Genomic DNA, 21,191 nt, shown 5'->3' on the forward strand with positions numbered 1-21,191 from the left:
GGGACGAGGGCGGCGGCCTCGTGCCCAAGGCCGCCGCCCAGGCCGCCCTCCCAGCCGCAAGCGTGCAAACCCGCAGCGCACCCCGACTTGGGAGGATTTGACCGGCTCGGCCGGGCGCAAGCTCCCATGGAGCCCATGCCCCGCATGTGAGGGAATCAATCCCGTGCCGAGCAGTTCGCCCGCCGCCGCCACGCCGCGTGGCGGCCCCCGAGGGCAACGGCGCCAGACCCTGACGCCGGGACGTCGCTCGACGAACCTTCATGACCTGCCATCGCCGACCGCCGGCCCGGCCCATCACGGCCAGTGAAGTCCCTCAGCCACGAAGGAGGAAACGCCATGCAGCAGCGCCCGCAGCAGTCCTGGTCCTTGTTCGAGAGCGACGCCACGCAGCCGCCGGACCCGCAGCAGCCGCCGGCCACGCCCTGGGGCGCCCACTTCGTGCGCACCAACGCCCAAGTGGTGGCCGAGTTGCCCATGGTCACCAGCGTCAGCCTGGCCAACCTGTGCGAGGTGCACAGCCATGAGGTGCTGCGCACCGCGGGCCTGGTCTCGCACAGCGTGCGCTTCATGGACGGGGGGCATTTGCGTTTTGCCTACAACACCTGCGGCGAGCTGGTGGAGCTGCACTGCCGCGGCGTGAGCGTGGCCATGACGCCGGACGGCTGCGTCATGGCCGGCATGCCAGGCTCGCCCCCGCTGCAGGAATTCGCCGAGCGCACTGCGCTGGTCGCGCCCATGGCCGGCTCAGGCGGCTGCCCCCACTGAAACCCGGCGCGGCCTGCGGGCTTCGCGCCGCACCGCTGTCACACCCAAAACATCGTCCGGGTCAAGGGCGTTTGTCCCAGGGCTGTCGGGGTCAACCGCCAGCGCCGCGGACCGTTGGCTGGTCTGACTGGACCCGGGAGGGAGCACAGGCGCGCCGCCCGCCTGCTGCCCTGGGGAAGCGCCACAGGCGCGCCACGGGCCGCCGCGCATGTCCCCACATGCGCGGCGGCCCGTGGCGACGACCTTCCCCGGCGCCACGCCGGTTCCCCCATGCCCTCCAGCGTTGCCGCGCTCCTTGCTTCGCTCGCGTGCGCCAATGCCCCAGCGTCGTGCTCGGTCAAGACCCTTAGTGGTGCATCTGTAAGTAAATGCACCCATGGTGCGGCTCCTGTGCCTATGGCACGCACGTTGCGAACCGTAAGACTGTTGTTCATGTTTTACGGGACGCGCCAAGTGATGAATTTCGAAGAATGCCTGCCGCACATGCGCGACGTCGTGAGCTGCGAAGCGTCGTTGCGCGACATCAGCCTGATGTGGCGCCTGATTGAAGCCACGGCGCGCATGACGTGCCCGGACGGCACGCAGGGCCTGCTGTCCATGCTGGCAGCCACGCGCCAGGGGTTCGAGTCGCTGGAGCGCGATCTCATTGCCAGCTTCGCCCGGCAAAAGGTGGCCAACCTGATGGTGGAGGTGGGCACGCCCGCGCGGCACACCATTGACGCGCTGGTGCGCAACCTCTACGAGCGCACGGCCGACGTGGGCTTCCTGGCCACCGACCAGGTGCTGCGCGAGTTCCTGGCCGGCACGGGGGAGAGGGACGCCGAGGGCGTGACGGGGCGGCTGCGCGCCTATCGCGCCAAGTACACCGTCTACGACGCCATTGCGCTGCTGGACACCGAGGGCCGCGTGAGGGCCGCCGCGGGCAGCGCCGAGGGCTTCACGCACGGCGACCACGATCTGGTGGCGCGCACGCTGCAGGCCGAGGGTTACGTGGAGAGCTTCGGCCCCTCCAGGCTGCAGCCGGGCATGCAGCCGGCGCTGGTGTATTCGCAGCGCGTGCTGCACCCCAGCAGCGGGCAGCCCGCGGGCGTGCTGTGCCTGGTGTTCGGCTTCGCCACGGAGATGGCGGGCATCTTCGCCTCGCGCCACACGCGCAACGGGCGCGCCAACCTGGTGGTGCTCGACGGCGAGGACCGCATCATCGCCAGCGCCGAGCCGGCCTGGATGCCCATCGGCCTGCAGGTGCCGGTGAGCGCGGGCGAGGAGGTGTCGCTGCGCACCTGGAGCGGGCGCAAGTACCTGGTGCAGACCTTTGCCGCCGAGGGCTACCAGGGCTACGCCGGCCCGCCGGGCTGGAAGGCGCAGACCATGGTGCCGCTGGACCTGGCCTTCGACACCGCGCGCGCGGGCGTGCTCGACGGGCTGGAGGAGGCCGTGGTGGACGGGCTGCTGAGCCACTCGGCGGGCTTTTGCCCGCCGCTGCACGACATCATCGTGGCCGCCGACGCCGTGCGCCGCGTGGTCTGGAACGGGCAGGTGATGGCCCCGGCGCAGCAGCGCGACGAGCGTGCGCTGCGCACGGTGCTGGAGCAGATCACCGACAACGGCTCGCGCAGCGACGCGCTGTTCTCGCGCTCCATACGCGAGCTGGCCGACACGGCACTGGCCGCGCGGCTGAGCTCGGCGCGCTTCACCGCGCAGTGGCTGGTGGAGCTGCTGGACCGCAACCTCTACGAGCGCGCCAACGACTGCCGCTGGTGGGCGCTGGCGCCTGAGCTGGCCGCCGCGCTGGCCGCGGGCAGCGAGCGTGCGCGCGCCGACGAGGCCACGCGCGTGCTGCGCCACATCAACGGGCTCTACACCGTCTACACGCGGCTGGTGGTGTACGACCGCAGCGGCCGCATCATCGCCTCCAGCCACTCGATGGACGCGCACGGCGGCGGCGTGGTGGGCAGCCGCATCGAGCCCGACACCCTCTCGGCCGTGCTGTCGCTGCCGGACCAGCAGCACTACCACGTCACGCCGCTGCGCCCAAGCGCGCTCTACGGCGGGCAGCCCACCTGGGTCTACCACGCCGCCATTCGCGCGCCGCGGGGCGGCGAGGCGCTCGGCGGCATAGGCATCGTGTTCGACACCGCGCCGCAGCTCGAAGCCATGCTGCGCGGCGCGCTGGCCGGGCAGGGCGACGAGCAGGCCGCCTTCGTGGACCGCGAGGGCCGCGTGCTGTGCGCCAGCGACGCGGCGCTGGCCGTGGGCGGGCGCTTCGACGGGCTGCCGCCGGACATGCTCAAGCTCCCGCGCGGCCAGGGCGCCGCGCGCATCGTGGTGCGCGACGGCCAGTACATGGTGCTGGGCGTGAGCGCCTCGCCCGGCTACCGCGAGTTCAAGCTGTGCGACGGCTACGACGACCAGGTGCTGGCCGTGACGCTGCAGTCCCTGGGCCCGGTGCGCGAGGGCCGTGCCGCCGCGCGCCGGCCGCAGATGCTCACCACCTCGCGTCGCCAGGGCAGCGCGCCGGGGCAGGAGTTCGCCACCTTCTGCTTGGGCGAGGAGCTGTTCGCCGTGCGCGCGGACCAGGTGGTGGAGGCGCAGCCCTCGTCGCAGGTGCATCGCCTGCCCTCGGTGGGCAGCTCGCACCGCGTGGGCATGCTGGCGCTGCGCCGCGACGGGCTGGTGACACGCCACGTGTCGGTGTTCGACCTCGATGCGCTCCTGGGGGGGCCGGGCACCACGCTGTCCGCCGGCGGCCAGGTGGTGGTGCTGCGCGGCGAGAACTTCGAGCTGGGCCTGCTGGTGTCGGACCTGCACGGCGTCTGGAGCTTCACGGCCGAGCAGTCGCAGCACGCACCCTGGACGGGCGACATGCTGCCGCCGCTGGTGACGCAACTGCTCACGGCCGACGAGGGCCGCCAGCTCATCCAGGTGCTGGACGTGCAGCGCCTGCGGGAATGGCTCAGCGGCCGCGCGGCCGCCGCGCGCCGCCTGACGCTGGAGGCGGTGGACTTGATGGTGGAGTGAGGCTGCGGGCCGCCGCCGGGGCGAGTGTCCAAACGCCCACCGGCCGCGGCCCTCGCCCTCACGTCTCGGCCCGCTCCGGCTGCGCTGCGCACTTGGGCAGCCTGACGGTGAAGCGGCTGCCCTCGCCGGGGCGGCTTTCCACCCGCAGGCTGCCTTGCATGGCTTCCACCAGGCTGCGCGTGAGCGCCAGGCCTATGCCCGTGCCCTCCACGCGGCTGCGCTCGCGCCCAAGGCGGTTGAAGGGTTGAAAGAGCTGCGCGAGCTGCGCCTCGTCCATGCCCAGGCCGTTGTCCTCCACCAGCAGGTCCACGTCCTCGCCGGCGGCCAGCACCCGCAGCCGCGCCTGGCCGCCGGGGCGGTTGTACTTGATGGCGTTGGACAGCAGGTTCTGCACCACTTGGCGCAGCCGCGTGGCGTCGGCGCGCACGCAGGTGGATGGGGGCAGGGTGTCCACCTGCACGGCCACCTCGTGCCGCTGCGCCAGCGTGCCCAGGTCGCGCGCCGCGGCGGCCAGCACCTCGGCCACGTCCACCGGACCCAGCTGCAGCTCCAGGGCGCCGCTCTCTATGCGCGAGATGTCCAGCAGGTCGTTGACCAGCGCCAGCAGGTGCTGCCCGGCGCTGGCGATGTAGTGCAGCCACTCGCGCTGGCGCGCATCCAGCTCGGTGCGGTGCGAGAGCAGGTCCGTGAAGCCCAGGATGGCGTTGAGCGGCGTGCGCAGCTCGTGGCTCACGCGGGTCATGAAAAGGGACTTCTGGCGGCTGGCCGCCTCCGACAGCGCCTGTGCCGCGCGCGCCTGCTCGGCCTCCATCTGGCTGCGGTGCGCCTGCTCCAGCTCGTCGAGCATGGCGTTGATGCGCTGGTTGAGCGCGTCTATCTCGCTGGTGCGCGCGCGCGGCAGCCGCACGCTGCGGTCGGCCCAGCGGTCGCTTTGCATGCGCCCGGCGCACTCCACCAGCGTGTCCAGGTCGCGCGTGAGCCGCCGCGCGAAAAAGCGGCCCGCCACTGCCGCCAGCAGCAGCGCCACGGCCAGCATGGCCAGCACCAGGGCCAGCGTCCCGTCGTGCGCGGGCGGCGCCTCCTGCGCGCCGGCCTTGAGCCGCACCTGCAGGCCAAGCGGGGCGAACTGCGCGTGCGCCGGAATGGGCACGGCGGGCCGCGCGGCATCGGCCGCCCCGGCCTGCGCGCTGACGAGCTCGTAGCGTCCATCCGGCACCAGCTCGGCCAGGCGCATGCGGGCCAGCAGCGCGCCCTCGGCTTGCGCGGTGCGGGCGTAGCGCACCAGGGTGATGAAGGCCAGCTCGGCCTGCCCGCTGCTGCCGAACAGCGACGCGGCGGCCTGGCCGCGCGGCACCGCCTCGGCCAGCCAGCGCAGCTGCGCCGTGTCGAAGCGGGCGCCGCGGCTGGCGGCGATGGGGTGACCCTCGAAGTCCGCGAACAGCACGGTCACCGGCATGCCGCCCACCTGGCCGAGCTGCTGCAGGTAGGGCAGCAGGTAAAGCTCCTTGCCGGCACTGTCCACCAGCGCGGTGGCGATGAGGCTGCTGGCCGCGGCCTGCTGCATGCGCTCGCGCACGGCGTCCAGCCGGTCGGCCACGCGCCGCGCCTGCTCCGACAGCAGCTGCATGGCGATGGCCTGCTGCCCGCGCTGCTGCTGGCGGTACAGCAGCCAGCCCGCGCCGGCGCCCAGCAGCAGCACCGTCGCCAGCGCCACCAGCACCGACGCCAGCGTGATGCGCGTGGCCAGCCGGGTGCGCGTGGCCGCCGGTGTGCGTGCGCGGCCCGTCACGACGGCTTGCGCGCCGCGTCCACCGGCACCAGCGCGCCGTCGGCGGCGCGATAGCGCGCCAGCAGCAGGTCGCTCTGGTCCAGCGCCTCGTGGCGCATGGGGGTGAAGGGTTGCGGGTAGCGCTTGATCAGGCCGTCGTAGTCGCGCACCTGCTCCATCGCGTCGCGCACGCGCGGGCGCTCGGCGCTGCCGGCGCGCTCCACGGCCAGCGCCAGGATGTGCATGAGGTCGTACGCATGGGCCACGCCCACGGGCGCGGCGATCTGCTCGGGGCGCTCGATGCCGTAGCGCGGCCGCGCCGCGGCCACGAAGCGCCGCCACGCCGCGGGGCGGGCGCGGAAGAAGCTGAAGGTCTGGATGACGTTGAAGTCCACCTCCCACAGCGCCGGCCCGGCCTGGCCGACGAAGTCGCCGCCGGAGACGCCCCAGTGGCTGAAGAGGGGCACGCGCTGCGTCGCGGGCAGGGCGGCCATCTCGCGCACCAGCACGGCGGCCTCGTCGTCGTTGGCCACCAGCACGATGGCCTGCGCGCCGGCCTCCAGCAGCGCGCGGTAGGGCTCCAGGAGCGAGGTGTCGCGAAAGTTGTACCAGGCCGTGCCCACGATGCGCGGCGTGGCGTGGGCAGCGCTCCAGGCCCGCGCCGCGGCGTGGTTGCTGCGGCCCCAGCCGGTGTTGGTCAGCAGCAGCCCAACGCTGTGGAGGCCGCGCGCGGCGCAGCTTTGCAGCAGCCGCGGCATGGCCAGGCTGTCGCGCAGCGACAGCCGGAACACGTAGTTGGGCCGCATGCCGTTGTCCACGATGGCGTCGGCCGAAGACCAGGGCGCCATGAGCAGGGTGCGGCTCTCGCGTATGAGGTCCATCTCCTCCAGCACCACGGGGCTGAAGCGCCCGGCGAAGACGGCCAGCAGCCCCGGCATGGCGGCGAACTCGCGCAAGTTCCTGATGCCGCGCGCGGCGATGGAGCCGTGGTCGCGCGTGACCAGCTCGAAGCGCCGCCCGCCCAACACGCCGCCGCGGCGCTCTATCTCGTCGAGCGCGCAGCGGATGCCCATTTCCACCGCCTGCGCCGAGCGGCTGTTTTGCAGGCTGAACTCGCCGTCCATGCCGATGAGGATGGGCGCGGCGCTGTGCTGGCCGGGGGCGGGGTGCGCCAGGCCCGGCCAGGTACCGGACACGGATACGGCGGCCAAGCTTTGGACGATGCGACGACGACGGGGCTGCATGACTTTCAGGTCGCGGATTCTGCCGCCTGCAACGCAGCAAAAAGGAGCCCTGCGGTGGTTGGCCAGGGGCCATGGAGGCCGGATGAGAAAATCCGCCCCATGAATGCCCCGCAATCGCTGACCCTCACCCGCCCCGACGACTGGCACCTGCACGTGCGCGACGGCGCGGCGCTGCAGTCCGTCGTCCCGCACACGGCGCGCCAGTTCGGCCGCGCCATCATCATGCCCAACCTGCGCCCGCCCGTGACCACGGCCGAGCAGGCGCTGGCCTACCGCGAGCGCATCCTCGCCGCGGTGCCCGCGGGCGTGGCCTTCGAGCCGCTGATGACGCTGTACCTCACCGACCGGCTGCCCCCGGCCGAGATCGCCAAGGCCAAGGCCGCCGGCGTCGTCGCCGCCAAGCTCTACCCGGCCGGCGCCACCACCAACAGCGACGCGGGCGTCACCGACATCAAGCTCACCTACCCGACGCTGGAAGCCATGCAGCGCGAGGGCCTGAAGCTGCTGGTGCACGGCGAGGTCACCAACGCCGACATCGACCTCTTCGACCGCGAGGCCGTGTTCATCGACCGCGTGCTCATCCCGCTGCGCCGCGACTTCCCCGAGCTCAAGATCGTCTTCGAGCACATCACCACGCGCGAGGCCGCGCAGTACGTGGCCCAGGCCGACGCCCACACCGCCGCCACCATCACCGCGCACCACCTGCTCTACAACCGCAACGCCATCTTCACCGGCGGCATACGCCCGCATTACTACTGCCTGCCGGTCCTCAAGCGCGAGGAGCACCGCCAAGCCCTGGTGCAGGCCGCCACCTCCGGCAGCGCGAAATTCTTCCTGGGCACCGACAGCGCCCCGCACGCGGCGCATCTGAAAGAGCACGCCAGCGGCTGCGCGGGCTGCTACACGGCGCTCTCCGCGCTGGAGCTCTACGCCCAGGCATTCGAGGCCGCCGGTGCGCTGGACAAGCTCGAAGGCTTTGCCAGCGTCCACGGCCCCGACTTCTACGGCCTGCCGCGCAACAGCGGCACCGTGACCCTGGTGCGCGAGGACTGGACGCTGCCGGAAACCGTGCCCTTCGGCGACGCGGCCCTCAAGCCGCTGTGCGCCGGCGAAGTGTTGCACTGGAAGCTGGCCTGAGCCGCCGCCGCGTTCGCCGCACGCCGTGAGCCCACCCCGCAGGACGCGCCTGCCCGTGGCGCGCTTGCCGCTGCGCGGGGCTTTCGAGGCCATTGACTGGGACGCCCCCTGGCTTGCGCCCTACCGCGCGCACGGCCAGGCCGCCTGCGCCGCGGTGTTGGGCGGCGCGGGCGTCGCGCAGGCGCTCAATGCCGTGCCGGCGCGGGCGCAGGTGCGGCTGGCCGCCGGAGCGTTGCGCTTCGTGCCTCAATCCGAGCTGCCGCCGGGCGAGGCCTATGAAAGTTTTATTTTCCGCACCGCCTGCGTGCCCACGCGCGACCATTTGCACGACTTCTTCAACGGCCTGGTGTGGCTCGCGGAGCCGGCGTTGAAAGTGAGGCTCAACGAGCTGCACGCGCAGGTGCTGGCGGTGGAGGGCGTGCAGCCGCGGCGCAGCCCGTTGCGCGACGCGCTCACGCTGCTGGACGAAAGCGGCGCACTGCTGGACGCCCCGGCCGACGCCGTGGCGCTGTTGCGCGCGCGGCGCTGGCGCGAGCTGCTGGTGGCGCAGCGCGGGCGCTGGCTGAGCGGTGAGATCCGGCTGCGCCTCATCGGCCACGCCGTGATGGAGCAACTGGTGCAGCCCTACAAGGGCATCACGGCCCATGTGTGGCCCGCCGGCGCCGTGCGGGCGCTGGACGCGGGCGTGCAGGTGCTGCAGCCGCGGCCCTTCCTGCCGCTGCCCGTGCTGGGCGTGCCGCCGTGGTGGGCGGCCAACGCCCAGCCGGGCTTCTACGAGGACGAGGCGGTGTTCAGGCCGCTGCCGTCGCCGGCGTCGGCCGACTCGGTGCGGTTGCGCCCTGCCAGCTTGGCGCGGTAGAGGGCGCGGTCGGCGCGGGTGATGAGGCTGTCCATGCTGTCGCCGCTCAGGGCCTGGGCCACGCCGGCGGAAAAGCTGAAGGGCAGCCGCGCGCCGCCGTCCAGCATCAGCGGCTGCAGCTGGCAGCGCAGCCGCTCCACGATCTCCAGCGCCTGTTCCTGGCGCGCGCCGGGCGTGAGCAGCAGGAATTCCTCGCCGCCAATGCGGCCGAAGAGGTCGCCATTGCGCAGCACGGCGAACGCCTGCGCGGCGAGGCTGCGCAGCACGGCGTCGCCCATGTCGTGGCCGTGGCCGTCGTTGATGCGCTTGAAGTGGTCCAGGTCTATGAGGGCCACGCTGCAGGGCTGGCCCGCCAAGTCGCAGCACTGCAACGCCATCAGGCCGTACTCGAACACGTGGCGCCGGTTGGGTGCGCCGGTGAGCATGTCGGTGCGCGCATCCTGCTCGGCCTGCGCTTGGGCGCGGCGCAGCATCAGCTCGCCCTGCTTGAGCTCGGTGATGTCGGTGGACACGCTCAGCAGCCAGCCCGACTCCAGCAGCGTGTGCGTCATGCGCAGCCAGCGGCCGTCCAGGGTGTCCACTTCGAAGGCGCGGTAGGGCAGGCGCCGGCGGCGCGGGAGGCGGTCGCGCAAAAAGGCTTCGACGTCGCCGCCGTCGATGCGCACGCCCAAGCCGCGCCGGGAGTTGTGCTGCACCAGCTCGGCAAAGGGCACGGGCAGCGCCAGCCCGTCCAGGAAGCGCTGCGCGAAGGCCGGGTTGCACCAGCAGAGCTGGTCGCACGCGTCGAACAGCGCCACCAGCAGCTCGCTCTCGGCCAGAGCCTGCACCAGGGCGGCCGCCACGGGCGGGGGCGGTGTGCCGGCCGGGTTCGGCGCGGCAACGAGAGGCAAGAGTGGCGTGGTCTTCAAGGGCGGCTTGGCGTGGCGGGGAGGGGGTTGGGAAAGCCGCCCCGGTCGCGTGCGGGCCGGGGCGGGCGCAGCGTCACTCCGTGGGCAGGAAGCCTTCGATGGAGAGGTAGCGCTCGCCGGTGTCGTAATTGAACCCCAGCACGCGGCTGCCCGCGGGCAGCTCAGGCAGCTTTTGCGCGATGGCGCTGAGCGTGGCGCCGCTGGAGATGCCTACCAGCATGCCTTCCTCGCGGGCGCAGCGGCGCGCCATCTCGCGCGCGGCCTCGGCCTCGACCTGGATCACGCCGTCCAGCAGCTCGGTCTTGAGGTTGGCCGGGATGAAGCCCGCGCCAATGCCCTGGATGGGATGGGGCGAGGGCTGGCCGCCGCTGATCACCGGCGAGGCGCTGGGCTCCACCGCGAACACTTTCAGCTTGGGCCACTGGGCCTTGAGCACCTGCGCGCAGCCGCTGATGTGGCCGCCCGTGCCCACGCCGGTGATGAGCACGTCCAGGCCCTCGGGGAAGTCGGCCAGGATTTCCTGCGCCGTGGTGCGCACGTGCACGTCGATGTTGGCCGGGTTCTCGAACTGCTGCGGCATCCAGCTCCCGGGCGTGGCGGCCACCAGCTCCTGCGCGCGGGCGATGGAGCCCTTCATGCCCTTTTCGCGCGGCGTGAGCTCGAACTTGGCGCCATAGGCCAGCATCAGGCGGCGGCGCTCCACGCTCATGCTGTCGGGCATCACCAGAACCAGCTGGTAGCCCTTGACCGCCGCCACCATGGCCAGGCCGATGCCGGTGTTGCCGGACGTGGGCTCGATGATGGTGCCGCCGGGCTTGAGCAGCCCGTCGCGCTCGGCCGCCTCGACCATGGCCAGCGCGATGCGGTCCTTGACCGAGCCGCCGGGGTTGCTGCGCTCGGACTTGATCCAGACTTCCGCGTCGCCGAAGAGGCGCTGCATGCGGATGTGCGGCGTGGCGCCAATGGTGTCGAGGATGTTGTTGGCCTTCACTGTGGGAGCTCCGTTCTTGGTGCGGCGATAATGTCGGTGTGAAGCAGGCCAGACCGCCGCTGGTGCACCACGCCGCAAGGCGGCACTGGAGGAAGGTCCGGACTGCACAGGGCAGCGTAGCAGCTAACGGCTGTCCACCGCGAGGTGAGGATCAGAGCAACAGAGACGAGTCCGCGAGCCGCAAGGCCCGCGGGGTGAAACGGGCAATCTCTACGCGCAGCAACACCAAATAGGCCGGCGATGATGTGGCTCCGCGGAGCCGGCGGGTAGGTGGCATCGAGCCGTGCGAGCGATCCACGGCCCAGAGGAATGGCGGTCACGGCCGCGGCGCCCGCAAGGGCGCCACGGCTGCACAGAATCCGGCCCATCGGCTTGCTTCACAACATATTCAAGGCACGCGCGCATGGCGCGCGTGCGCAAGGCCGCGGCAGCGGCCTCCAAACCCCGGCGCGCTCCGGCGCGGCCTCAGGTGCCCGTGTCCATGAGGTGCGGAATCTCCGCCGAGAGCTCGCGCGCGAGAAAGCCCAGGCCGCCCATGCGCGCGGCGAGCTGCTCGCCCGCGCGCGCGTGCAGCGCCACGCCCCACACCGCCGCCTGCTCCAGGGGCGTTCCGCGCGCCACCAGCCCGGCGATGAGCCCGGCCAGGATGTCGCCCGACCCCGAGGTGGCCAGGCCGGGATTGCCGCCCTCGTGGCGCCAGAGGCGGCCGTCCGGCACGGCGATGTGCGTGGTCGCGCCCTTGAGCACCACCACGGCGTGCAGGCGCTGCGCGGTGTCCATGGCGCATTGGGCGGGGTCGGACTGCACGTCGGCCTTGGACTCGCCGCAGAGCTTGGCCATCTCGCCCGCATGCGGCGTGATCAACAGGCCTCCTTCGCGCTGCCCAACGTGCGGCGCCGCGCACAGGCCCAGCGCGTCCAGCAGCAGCGGCAACGTGGGCGGCAAGTGCTGCAGCAAGGTCTGCACGAACATCGGGGCAGCGGCCTCGTCCTGCAGGCCCGGGCCGTAGAGCAGGGCGTTGGTGTGAGGCACCATGGGCGCCAGCAACTGCGCCCCCGAGGCGTCCAGGCCGCCGCCCGCGGTCTCGGGCAAGCCGATGACGCGCGCCTCCGGCAGCGCCATCGCCATGGCCAGCGCCATGCGCTGCACGGTGACCACGGTCAGCTTGCCCGCGCCCGCGCGCAACGCGGCGGTGCCGGCCAGCAGCGCCGCGCCCGGAATCTCGGCGCTGCCGCCCACCACCACGGTGCGGCCGCGCTCCTCCTTGTCGCCCTGCGGCGAAGGTTTTGCCAGGGGCCACCCGCGCAGCAGGTCGTCGTCAACAGGGATCAGGTCCATCAAGCCTCGTGAGTCTGTAACGGGAATGACGGGTAGCGGCAATTTCGCTGCCGGCCGGCGCAAGCGGGCTGCGCCTCTAAGCCGGCAAGACCAGGGCTAGGACTTGGGTGCGGCCGGCACGTCCGGCTCGGCGGTGACGGGGGCGCCGGCCTGGCGCAGCGGCGAGACGAAGTTGAGCTCGCGCAGCACCAGGCGGCCGTTGCGGCCCAGGGTGGGATCGAAGGCGTAGCGGGTGAGGCCGCAGTTGGGCACATCGGCCTGGCGGTCCACGTCCAGGATTTGCGCCTCGTCCATGCGCTCCAGCAGGTAGCGCAGGCAGTTCACCACCACCTGGTGCGCCACGACGAGCACGCGCTCGCGCCGGTACTCGCGCACCACCGTCTCCAGCAGGCTGCGCAGGCGCAGGATGACGTCGCACCAGCTCTCGCCCCCGGGCGGGCGGAAGTAGAACTTGCCGACATGGCGGCGCTGCTCGCTGAGCTCGGGGTACTTCAGCCGTATGCCGTGGCGGGTGAGGCGGTCCAGCAGGCCGAACTCCTTCTCGCGCAGCCGCTCGTCCACCACCCAGCTCACGTCCTCGCGATCCACGCCCGCGGCCTCCAGCACCAGTTGCGCCGTCTGCCGCGCGCGCACGTAGGGCGAGCACAGGACGACGTTGGGCCGCTGCTCCATGGGCAGCGCCTTGAACCAGTCGCCCAACGCCTGCGCCTGCTGGCGGCCCAGGTCGGACAGCGGCACGTCCACGTCGCGCTCGGCGATGTCTATGAGCGGCAGCCCGGCGGATTCGGCGTGGTCGCGCGCCACGTTGCCGGCGCTCTGGCCGTGTCGGACTATCCACAGCACTTCAGGCCATTTCTGTTCCAAGGTGGTCGTTCCCGGGTGGTTCAAGCGTTGGGCTGCGGCAGCCGCTTTGGGTGCCGCCGGCGTCGAATCAGGGCCAAGCCGGGCAGCGGATGCAGCGGCAGGCGCAGGGCGGCGCGTGACGTCCGGCAGCGTCGGCTCCTGGCTCCATGGACAGGACCTGGGCCGGCCCGGCTGCGCGCGGCACGCTTGCCACGGCTTGGCAGAGCCATTCGGCAACCGCCGTGCCCGTGCCTCAGCCGGGCAGGCCCAGTGCGCGGTGCATGGCCGAGGCGGCGATGGCCGCGCCGCCCGCGGCCACCGTGATCTGGTTGAGGCTTTGCGCCACGTCGCCGGCGGCGTACAGGCCCTCGATGCTGGTGCGCTGGCGGGCGTCGGTGAGAAGGTAGCCGTCCTCGTCATGGTCGGCGCCCAGCGCCGTGGCCAGCGTGGAGTGCACGCGCAGGCCCAGCGCGGCGTAGAGCGAGTCGCGCTCGTCGGTGCCGTCCTCGTGCTCTATGAGCACGCCGCCGCCTTCGCGCAGGCGCAGGGCGCGCACGGGGGCGGCCTGCAGCGCGATGCCGGCGGCGGCCAGGCGCCGGTGGTCCTCGGCCGCCACGTCCACGCGCTGGGTGAAGTACAGCGTCACGTGCTCGCTGAAGTGGCGCAGGTACAGCGCCTCGCGCACGCCGGCGCAGCGGTCGGTGAGCACGCCCACCGAGTGGCCTGTCACCTCGAAGCCGTCGCACACCGGGCAGTAGCGCAGCGTGCCTTCGCGCAGCGCCTGCGCCAGGTGCGGCATGGCGGGCTCGTTGTCGCTCACGCCCGTGGCCAGCAGCACCTGGCGGCAGCGCAGCGGCTCGCGCCCGCCGGTGAAGTGCAAGGCAAAACCGCCGTCCACGCGCTGCAGGCGCTGCACGCAGGCGGTTTCCAGCACGGCTCCGTAGCGCCGCGCCTGCTCGCGCATGGCTTCGATGAGCGCCGTGCCCGCCACGCCCTGCGGGTAGCCGGGCATGTTGTGGCTGCGCGGGATCCTGGCGGCGCGGCTGTGGCCGGCGTCCAGCACGTGCACGCTGCGCTTGAAGCGGGCCAGGTAGATGGCCCCGGTGAGCCCGCCCGGGCCGCCGCCTATGACGGCGGCGTCGCAGTCGAACGGGGATTCGACGTCGTCCATGGGCCTGCCGGCCTTGCCGCGCCCGCGGCTCAGGCGCCGCCTATGCCGACGTTGACCTTGCCGCTGCCGCCGCACTCCGGACAGTCACTGGCGCCGAGCCGGCCGCTGCCGCCGCAGCGCGGGCAGACGTCCTCGCCGGTGCCGGGCGTCCCGGGCGGGGCCTGGTCGCCGGGGTTCATGGGGGCGCGGTCGCCGGTGGAGGCGGGCGCCTCGCGCTGGTTGCCGCTGGAATCGCTGGAGGACGTGGTGTTCATGGGTCAGTCTCCTCGACGTGGTTGGCGACAGCCGTGTCGGCAAGCGCCATTCCCCGACCAAAGCCGCCGACTGGGAATGGCGCTTGCACGCGCTGCCGACATGGAAGAAGTACGCAGGGCCCTGCAGCGCCGGCGCCGAGCCCTGCTGCGCGCCGCCGGCGGCTTGCTGTTGGGCGCGGCCAGCCCGCTGCTGCGCGCGCAGGCGCAGCCACAGCCGCAGGAAAGCCTGCCCCTGTTGAAGCTGCCGCTGCCCGCGCCGGTGGAAGCGGCATCGGGCGGCGTGCCCGGCGGCTCGGTGCAGTTCATCGGCACGGCCACGGTGGTGCTGCGCGTTGGCCCTTTCACGCTGCTGACCGACCCCAACTTCCTGCACAAGGGCGAGCACGCGCACCTGGGCTACGGCATCCACTCGCCGCGGCTGACCGATCCGGCCATGGACGTGGAGCAACTGCCGCCGCTGGATGCGGTGCTGCTGTCGCACTACCACGGCGACCATTTCGACGAGGTGGCCGAGCGCAGGCTCGACAAGCTGCTGCCCGTCATCAGCACGCCGCACGCGGTGCGCCAGCTGGCGGAGCGGGGTTCCAGATCGCTGCACGGGCTGGCGACCTGGCAGGCCATAGAGCTGGAGAAGGGCGCGGCGCGGCTGCGCATCACCGCCATGCCAGCGCGCCATGGGCCACCGGTGGTGCACGCGGCCCTGCCGCCCACCATGGGCAGCCTGGTGGAGCTGCTGGCCCCTGGGGGCACGCCGGCCTGGCGGCTCTACATCAGCGGCGACACGCTGGTTTATGACGAGCTGGCCGAGATCCCCAAGCGCTACCCGGACATCGACCTGGCGTTGCTGCACCTGGGGGGCACGCGGCTGTTCGGCGTGCTGCTGACCATGGACGCACAGCAGGGCGTGCAGGCCCTGCAGCTCATTGAGCCCAGGCGAGCCATTCCCATCCACAACGACGACTACCCGGTCTTCAAGTCTTCGCTGGAGGACTTCCTCGCCGCGGCGCGCGCCGCCGGGCTGCAGGACAAGGTGCAGGTGCTGCGGCCGGGCGAGCGTTTCAATTTCACCGTGCCGGCCGAGCGCTGGCGCTGAAGACAAAGGGGAACAGGGCGGCGGACACGGGCCGCGCGAGCGGCGACAATCGCCGCCCCCGAGCCGGGCTCAGCGCTTGTCGGCGGCTGGCGGGTCGTTCTTGTCCCCGTCCTCGGCCTTGGGCGGCGTGTGTGCCCCGGGCTGCAGCGTCCAGTCGTGGCTGTCCTTGCCGGTGGCGATCTTGCGGTCGGCATGCATGGCCGCGCTGGGCGAAATGGGGTCGCTGGCGGGGAAGGTCTCGTCCACCGCCTCGTCCAGCAACTCCTGGTAGGTGGGCACCTTGTCCTCGGCCTGCCGGCCCTGGCCTTCCAGGCGCTTGGCCTCCTGCTCGCGGTTGTGGGCGTCTGTCATGGTTTCCTCCTGAAGGCAGTCGTCTTCCAGCAGGCGGCAAGCCCTGTTCCTGACCTTGTGGCCGGAACGTGAACTGTCGAAAGGCTCCCTTTGGGCTCAAAACCCCACCGGCAGCTCAGCATTCACTTTCATTGGGGGGCGCAAGTCCTTATTTCTGCAGCACTTTTTTACTCTCAAACGAGATTCACTTCCACGTCTAACTTATTGATTTCATTGAATTTTTTCGGCCGGCAAAGTTGACCGGGGTGTGCCAGTCCGGTACAGTGGGGAAAAGTGGTTGGAAGTGGGGTGTTGTGGTTGGTCATGTCTTCCAGGGTCCTGCGGCGCTGACGCTGGACGGTAAGGGGCGCCTTACTGTTCCCGCACGTCATCGCGACGCATTGATGAACCTGTCAGGCGGCCAGCTGACCCTCACCAAGAGTCCGGCGGGTTGCCTGCTCATGTTTCCGCGCCAGGCGTGGGAACAGTTCCGCGACAAGTTGCTGCAGTTGCCGATGGCGGCTGACGGGTGGCGTCGCGTGTTCCTGGGCAACGCGCTGGACGTGGACATGGATGGCGCCTCGCGGGTACTCGTGGCGCCGGAGCTGCGCGAGGCCGCCGGGCTGGTGCGTGACGTGATGCTCATCGGCATGGGCTCGCGTCTGGAGCTGTGGGACCGCGCGCGCCTTGCGGCGCACGAGGCGCAGGTCATGGGCTCTGAAATGCCGGCGGCGATCCAGGATTTTGTCGCGTGATGCGCTCTTCTCTTCCCGGGCAGCACCAAACGGTGCTGCTGCATGAAACCGTCGATGCCGTGCTGGGCGCGGCCGACGGCATTTACGTGGACGGCACGTTTGGCCGTGGTGGTCACTCGAGGCTGCTGCTGCAGCGGCTGGGCGCGGGCGCCCGGCTCATTGCGCTGGACCGCGACCCCGAGGCGCTGGCCGCGGCCACCCGTGGCGACACCGCCATAGCCGACCCGCGCTTTTCCATACACCACGCCAACTTCGGCGCGATGGGCGAGGTGCTGGCGGCGCTGGGCGTGCCGCGCGTGGACGGCGTGCTGCTGGACATCGGCGTGTCCTCGCCGCAGATCGACACGCCGGAGCGCGGCTTCAGCTTCCGCTTCGACGGCCCGCTTGACATGCGCATGGACCCCACGCGCGGCGAGAGCGCGGCCGACTTCCTTGCGCGCGCCGACGAGCGCCAGATTGCACAGGTGATCCGCGACTATGGCGAAGAACGGTTTGCTCTCCAGATTGCAAAGGCGCTTGTGGCTCGCCGGGAAAGCGGCCAGCCCGTGCAGCGCACCTCCGAGCTGTCCGACCTCGTGGCTCGTGCGGTCAAGACCCGCGAGCCGGGGCAGGACCCCGCCACACGCACCTTTCAAGCTCTTCGGATTCACGTCAACGGCGAGCTCCAGGAGCTGGAGCAGGGCCTGAGCGCGGCGCTGGCGCTGCTGGCCCCGGGCGGGCGGCTGGCGGTGATCAGCTTCCATTCGCTGGAAGACCGCATCGTCAAGACCTTCATGGCGCGCGAAAGCCGTGCCGAGGTGGACCGCCGCGCCCCGTTTGCGCCGCCCACGCCCTCGCGGCTGTGCGCGGTGCAGCGCATCCGGCCCTCCGAGGCCGAGGTGGCGGCCAATCCGCGCTCGCGTTCGGCCGTGCTGCGCGTGGCCGAGCGCACCGACGTGCCCTATGACGCCGGCGCACCGCTGCAGCCTGCCGGTGCCGCGCGCGGCGCGCGCGCGGCGCAGTCCGCGGGGAGGGGGCGATGACGCGGCTGAACTTCCTGCTGCTGGCCGTGCTGGTGGGCAGCTGCATGTTCCTGGTGAAGACGGCCTACGAGGGCCGGCAGCTCTACACCGCGCTGGACCGTGCCCGCAGCGACCAGCGGCTGCTGGAGCGCGACTTCAAGCGGCTGCAGGCCGAGCGCGAGCTGCAGGCCACGTCCGGCCGCGTGGAGAAGCTCGCGCGCGAGCGCCTGGCCATGCGCACCGCCACGCCGGCGGTGACCTTCTACGTGGACGCCGCCGCGTCGGAGGCGCAGCGATGAGCGCATTGCGTCCGGGCCCGCGCGGCGCCGCCGTGAGCGTGCGCAGCGTCAACTACGCCACCAGCCCGCTGCTGGCCTCCAAGACGCCGCCGTGGCGCTCGCGCTTCCTGGTGGCGCTGGTGGGCGTGGGCTTCACCGCGCTGCTGGCGCGCGCGGCCTACGTGCAGATCATCGGCACCGACTTCTTCCAGCAGCAGGGCGAGAAGCGCTACGTCCACACGCTGCAGATGCCCGCCAGCCGCGGCCGCATCCTGGACCGCAACGGCGCGCTGCTGGCCACCAGCGTGGCCGCGCCCTCCGTGTGGGCCATCCCCAAGGACTTCGAGGCCAGCCCCGCGCAGAAGGCCCAACTGGCCAAGCTGCTGGGCATGGGCGTGTCCGACCTGGACAAGCGCCTGGCCGAGAACAACAACTTCGTGTGGCTGCGCCGCCAGCTCGACGACGAGACCTGGGAGCAGATCAAGGCGCTCAACCTCAAGGGCGTGCACCAGGTCTCGGAGTTCAAGCGCCGCTACCCCGAGGGCGAGGCCGCCGCGCACGTGGTGGGCTTCACCGGCATGGAGCAGACCGGGCAGGAGGGCATAGAGCTGGCCTTCCAGCGCGAGCTGCAGGGCAAGAACGGCTCGCGCGAGGTGGTCAAGGACCGGCTGGGCCGCGTCATCGAGGACGTGGGCCAGCAGCTCGACCCCGTCAACGGCCGCGACATTGCGCTGTCCATAGACGCCAAGGTGCAGTTCTTCGCCTACCAGCGCATCCGCGACGCCGTGGTGGACAACAAGGCCAAGGCCGGCAGCGTGGTGGTCATCGACGTGCAGACCGGCGAGGTGCTGGCGCTGGCCAACTACCCCAGCTACGACCCGGGCGACCGCAGCAAGCTCACCGGCAACCAGTTGCGCAACCGCGCGCTCACCGACACCTTCGAGCCCGGCTCGACGATGAAGCCCTTCATCATCGGCCAGTCGCTGGAGACCGGCCGCGTGCGCCCCGACACGCCCGTGGTCACCGGCCCGGGCACCCTGGTGGTGAGCGGCACCGCCATACGCGACGCGCACCCGCACCCCGTGCTCACCGTCTCCGAGGTGATACAGAAGTCCAGCAACATCGGCTCGGCGCGGCTGGCCATGCAGATGCCGCCCAAGGAGATGTGGGAGCTGTACTCCAGCGTGGGCTTCGGCCAGAAGCCGCAGCTCAAGTTCCCCGGCGCCGTCACCGGGCGGCTGCGCCCCTGGAAGAGCTGGAAGCCCATCGAGCAGGCCACCATGGCCTACGGCTACGGCCTCTCGGCCTCGCTGCTGCAGATCGCGCAGGCCTACACGGCGTTTGCGCGCGACGGCGAGGTCATTCCCGTGTCCATGTTCAAGCAGGACGCGCCGCTGCCGGGCACGCGCGTGTTCAAGGTGCAGACCGCGCAGCAGGTGCGCAAGATGCTGCAGCTCGTCACCGCCCCCGGCGGCACCGCGCCGCAGGCGCAGGTCATCGGCTACTCCACCGGCGGCAAGAGCGGCACGGCGCACAAGCAGGAAGGCCGCGGTTACGCGAGCAACAAGTACCGCTCCTGGTTCGTGGGCCTGGCGCCGGTGGACAAGCCGCGCGTGATCGTGGCGGTGATGGTGGACGAGCCCACCAACGGCCAGTACTTCGGCGGTGCCGTGGCCGGCCCCGTGTTCAGCCAGGTGGTGCAGCAGACGCTGCGCCTCAAGGGCGTGGAGCCCGACCTCGACGTCAAGACGCAGATCGTCACCAAGGCCGTGCCGGCCGAGCCGGAGAGCTTCTGATGGGTGCGGTGACCATGCAACGGGCCGGGGCGCCCGCGATCAACTGCAGCAAGCCGGCGGCAACCGCGGCGTGCCGGGAGGCCTCGTGGCACTGACCCGCTTTGACGACGCCGACGCCGCCGCGCAGTGGTTGCGCGCGCGCGTGACGGGCACGCTGCGCAGCGACAGCCGCCTGGTGCGCGCGGGCGACGCCTTCATGGCCTGGCCCGGCGCGGCGCACGACGCGCGCCGCTTCGTGGCCGGCGCGCTGCAGGCCGGCGCGGCGGCCTGCCTGGTGGCCAGCGAGGGCGTGGAGGCCTTCGGCTTCGACGACGAGCGCATCGCCGCCGTCCCCGGGCTCAAGACCGCCGCCGGCGTGGTGGCCGACCGCTTCTTCGGCTCGCCCAGCCAGGCGCTGGACCTGGTGGCCGCCACCGGCACCAACGGCAAGACCTCCACGAGCTGGTGGACCGCGCAGGCCCTCACCGCGCTGCAGCGGCGCTGCGGCCTGGTGGGCACGCTGGGCATCGGCGAGCCGCCGCGCGCGGGCACGCAGGAAGACGCGCGCATCGAGTTCACCGGGCTGACCACGCCGGACCCGGTGAGCTTGCATGCCGGGCTGCGCCGCTTCGTGGACGAGGGCTTCAAGGCCTGCGCGCTGGAGGCCTCGTCCATCGGCCTGATCGAGCAGCGCCTGGCCGGCGCGCGCATCACGGTGGCGCTGTTCACCAACTTCACGCGCGACCACCTGGACTTCCACGGCTCCATGGCGTCGTACTGGGCCGCCAAGCGCATGCTCTTCGACTGGCCGGGGCTGCGCGCGGCCGTCGTCAACGTCGATGACGCGCAGGGCCAGGCGCTGGCGCGCGAGCTCGCCGGCAGCGGCCTGGCGCTGTGGACCTACTCGACGCGCGGCCCCGCGCGGCTGCGCGCGCAGGACCTGCGCTACGAGGCCGGCGGCCTGGCCTTCGAGATGGTGGAGGAGGGCGACGGCGCGGCGCTGCCCGTGCGCAGCCGCCTCATCGGCGACTACAACGCCAGCAACCTGCTCGCGGTGTTGGGCGGCCTGCGCGCGCTGGGCGTGCCGGCGCGGCAGGCGGCCGAGGTGGTGCCGCTGCTCACGCCCGTGCCGGGCCGCATGCAGCAGCTGCGCCTGGGCACAGGCGAGGCCGGCCCGGAAGTGGTGGTGGACTACGCCCACACGCCCGACGCGCTGGAGAAGGCGCTGGCGGCGCTGCGCCCGCTGGCGAGCGCGCGGGGCGGGCGGCTGTGCTGCGTGTTCGGTTGCGGCGGCGATCGCGACGCCACCAAGCGCCCCTTGATGGGCGCGATTGCACAACAGCTTGCAGATGATGTCGTTTTGACGAGCGACAATCCGCGGTCCGAGTCACCGGGCGCCATCCTGGCGCAGATCGTGGCCGGGTTGCCGCACGGCGCCCGCGCCAAGGTCATCGAGGACCGCCGTGAGGCCATTCTCGACGCGGTGCGCTCGGCAGCACCTGCCGACGTGTTGCTCATCGCCGGCAAGGGACACGAGGACTACCAGGACATCGGCGGCCGGAAGCTGCCCTTCTCCGATATCGACGAGGCGCTCGACGCGTTGCGGACGCGACAGGCGCAGCCATGACTTACCAGACGAATCACCCTTCGACTTCGGCAGCTC

Annotated in this window: 19 protein-coding genes and 1 other RNA gene; 11 read left to right on the top strand and 9 right to left on the bottom strand. The window is 71.9% G+C overall.

Features of this window, described 5'->3' with window-relative positions; genetic code table 11:
- The first annotated feature begins 336 nt into the window (after positions 1-336).
- Positions 337-765, top strand: a complete 429-nt coding sequence (locus ALA01S_RS02545) for a hypothetical protein (RefSeq protein WP_066331628.1) — start codon at positions 337-339, stop codon at positions 763-765.
- A gap of 456 nt (positions 766-1,221) precedes the next feature.
- Positions 1,222-3,783, top strand: coding sequence for a chemotaxis protein CheW (locus tag ALA01S_RS02550; protein WP_084267165.1), 2,562 nt, complete (start codon positions 1,222-1,224; stop codon positions 3,781-3,783).
- Positions 3,784-3,841: 58 nt separating this feature from the next.
- On the opposite strand, the gene ALA01S_RS02555 is transcribed toward ALA01S_RS02550, so the two are convergent.
- Positions 3,842-5,572 (bottom strand): sensor histidine kinase, encoded by a 1,731-nt coding sequence (locus ALA01S_RS02555; RefSeq protein ID WP_066331633.1) that lies wholly within the window; start codon positions 5,570-5,572, stop codon positions 3,842-3,844.
- Entirely contained in the window at positions 5,569-6,762 is a 1,194-nt protein-coding gene (locus tag ALA01S_RS02560) for an ABC transporter substrate-binding protein (protein WP_218011419.1), read from the bottom strand. The genes ALA01S_RS02555 and ALA01S_RS02560 overlap by 4 nt, the downstream gene beginning before the upstream one ends.
- Positions 6,763-6,894: 132 nt before the next feature.
- Here ALA01S_RS02560 and pyrC point away from each other — a divergent pair, with 132 nt between their 5' ends.
- Both pyrC and ALA01S_RS02570 read left to right on the top strand, forming a co-directional pair.
- A complete protein-coding gene (pyrC, locus tag ALA01S_RS02565) occupies positions 6,895-7,932 on the top strand; it encodes a dihydroorotase (RefSeq protein ID WP_066331635.1) in 1,038 nt (345 codons plus the stop codon).
- Between the two features lie 49 nt (positions 7,933-7,981).
- Entirely contained in the window at positions 7,982-8,791 is an 810-nt protein-coding gene (locus ALA01S_RS02570) for a DUF3025 domain-containing protein (protein WP_373862973.1), read from the top strand.
- Here ALA01S_RS02570 and ALA01S_RS02575 read toward each other — a convergent pair.
- Positions 8,704-9,681 carry a GGDEF domain-containing protein gene (locus tag ALA01S_RS02575; RefSeq protein WP_157118720.1) on the bottom strand — a complete coding sequence of 326 codons (978 nt, stop codon included), beginning with the start codon at positions 9,679-9,681 and terminating at the stop codon, positions 8,704-8,706. The two genes, ALA01S_RS02570 and ALA01S_RS02575, sit on opposite strands and share 88 nt — an antisense overlap.
- A 91-nt stretch (positions 9,682-9,772) precedes the next feature.
- The gene (gene cysK / locus ALA01S_RS02580) at positions 9,773-10,690 is read right to left on the bottom strand and encodes a cysteine synthase A (RefSeq protein WP_066331639.1); all 918 of its coding nucleotides are present in this window, start codon (positions 10,688-10,690) and stop codon (positions 9,773-9,775) included.
- A gap of 40 nt (positions 10,691-10,730) precedes the next feature.
- Here cysK and rnpB point away from each other — a divergent pair.
- Positions 10,731-11,073: RNase P RNA component class A (gene rnpB / locus ALA01S_RS02585), an RNA gene on the top strand.
- Positions 11,074-11,155: 82 nt separating this feature from the next.
- Here the strand turns inward: rnpB and ALA01S_RS02590 are convergent.
- The 4 genes from ALA01S_RS02590 to ALA01S_RS02605 all read right to left on the bottom strand — a co-directional run bounded on the left by ALA01S_RS02590 (position 11,156) and on the right by ALA01S_RS02605 (position 14,296).
- Positions 11,156-12,028 carry an NAD(P)H-hydrate dehydratase gene (locus ALA01S_RS02590; RefSeq protein ID WP_157118721.1) on the bottom strand — a complete coding sequence of 291 codons (873 nt, stop codon included), beginning with the start codon at positions 12,026-12,028 and terminating at the stop codon, positions 11,156-11,158.
- A 96-nt stretch (positions 12,029-12,124) separates the two neighbouring features.
- A complete protein-coding gene (locus ALA01S_RS02595; RefSeq protein ID WP_066331646.1) occupies positions 12,125-12,892 on the bottom strand; it encodes a histidine phosphatase family protein in 768 nt (255 codons plus the stop codon).
- 232 nt (positions 12,893-13,124) lie between these two features.
- Entirely contained in the window at positions 13,125-14,042 is a 918-nt protein-coding gene (locus ALA01S_RS02600; protein ID WP_066331649.1) for an NAD(P)/FAD-dependent oxidoreductase, read from the bottom strand.
- A gap of 29 nt (positions 14,043-14,071) precedes the next feature.
- Complete coding sequence (locus ALA01S_RS02605; protein ID WP_066331650.1) at positions 14,072-14,296, bottom strand: hypothetical protein; 225 nt, start codon at positions 14,294-14,296, stop codon at positions 14,072-14,074.
- A gap of 100 nt (positions 14,297-14,396) precedes the next feature.
- Between ALA01S_RS02605 and ALA01S_RS02610 the strand changes: the two genes are divergently transcribed.
- Positions 14,397-15,389 carry an MBL fold metallo-hydrolase gene (locus tag ALA01S_RS02610; protein WP_084267166.1) on the top strand — a complete coding sequence of 331 codons (993 nt, stop codon included), beginning with the start codon at positions 14,397-14,399 and terminating at the stop codon, positions 15,387-15,389.
- Between the two features lie 69 nt (positions 15,390-15,458).
- On the opposite strand, the gene ALA01S_RS02615 is transcribed toward ALA01S_RS02610, so the two are convergent.
- A complete protein-coding gene (locus tag ALA01S_RS02615) occupies positions 15,459-15,740 on the bottom strand; it encodes a hypothetical protein (protein WP_066331653.1) in 282 nt (93 codons plus the stop codon).
- A gap of 293 nt (positions 15,741-16,033) precedes the next feature.
- Between ALA01S_RS02615 and mraZ the strand changes: the two genes are divergently transcribed.
- From mraZ to ALA01S_RS02640, 5 genes are all read left to right on the top strand, one after another.
- Positions 16,034-16,474 carry a division/cell wall cluster transcriptional repressor MraZ gene (gene mraZ / locus ALA01S_RS02620; protein WP_066331655.1) on the top strand — a complete coding sequence of 147 codons (441 nt, stop codon included), beginning with the start codon at positions 16,034-16,036 and terminating at the stop codon, positions 16,472-16,474.
- Complete coding sequence (rsmH, locus tag ALA01S_RS02625; protein ID WP_084267150.1) at positions 16,474-17,496, top strand: 16S rRNA (cytosine(1402)-N(4))-methyltransferase RsmH; 1,023 nt, start codon at positions 16,474-16,476, stop codon at positions 17,494-17,496. The genes mraZ and rsmH overlap by 1 nt, the downstream gene beginning before the upstream one ends.
- Positions 17,493-17,774 carry a cell division protein FtsL gene (gene ftsL / locus ALA01S_RS02630; RefSeq protein WP_066331657.1) on the top strand — a complete coding sequence of 94 codons (282 nt, stop codon included), beginning with the start codon at positions 17,493-17,495 and terminating at the stop codon, positions 17,772-17,774. Before rsmH ends, ftsL begins: the two co-directional genes overlap by 4 nt.
- Entirely contained in the window at positions 17,771-19,549 is a 1,779-nt protein-coding gene (locus ALA01S_RS02635) for a peptidoglycan D,D-transpeptidase FtsI family protein (protein ID WP_066331659.1), read from the top strand. The genes ftsL and ALA01S_RS02635 overlap by 4 nt, the downstream gene beginning before the upstream one ends.
- Positions 19,550-19,634: 85 nt before the next feature.
- Entirely contained in the window at positions 19,635-21,155 is a 1,521-nt protein-coding gene (locus ALA01S_RS02640) for a UDP-N-acetylmuramoyl-L-alanyl-D-glutamate--2,6-diaminopimelate ligase (protein WP_066331661.1), read from the top strand.
- Positions 21,156-21,191: the final 36 nt, after the last annotated feature.

The organism is Azohydromonas lata NBRC 102462 (assembly GCF_001571085.1).
Classification (GTDB): Bacteria; Pseudomonadota; Gammaproteobacteria; order Burkholderiales; family Burkholderiaceae_C; genus Azohydromonas; species Azohydromonas lata.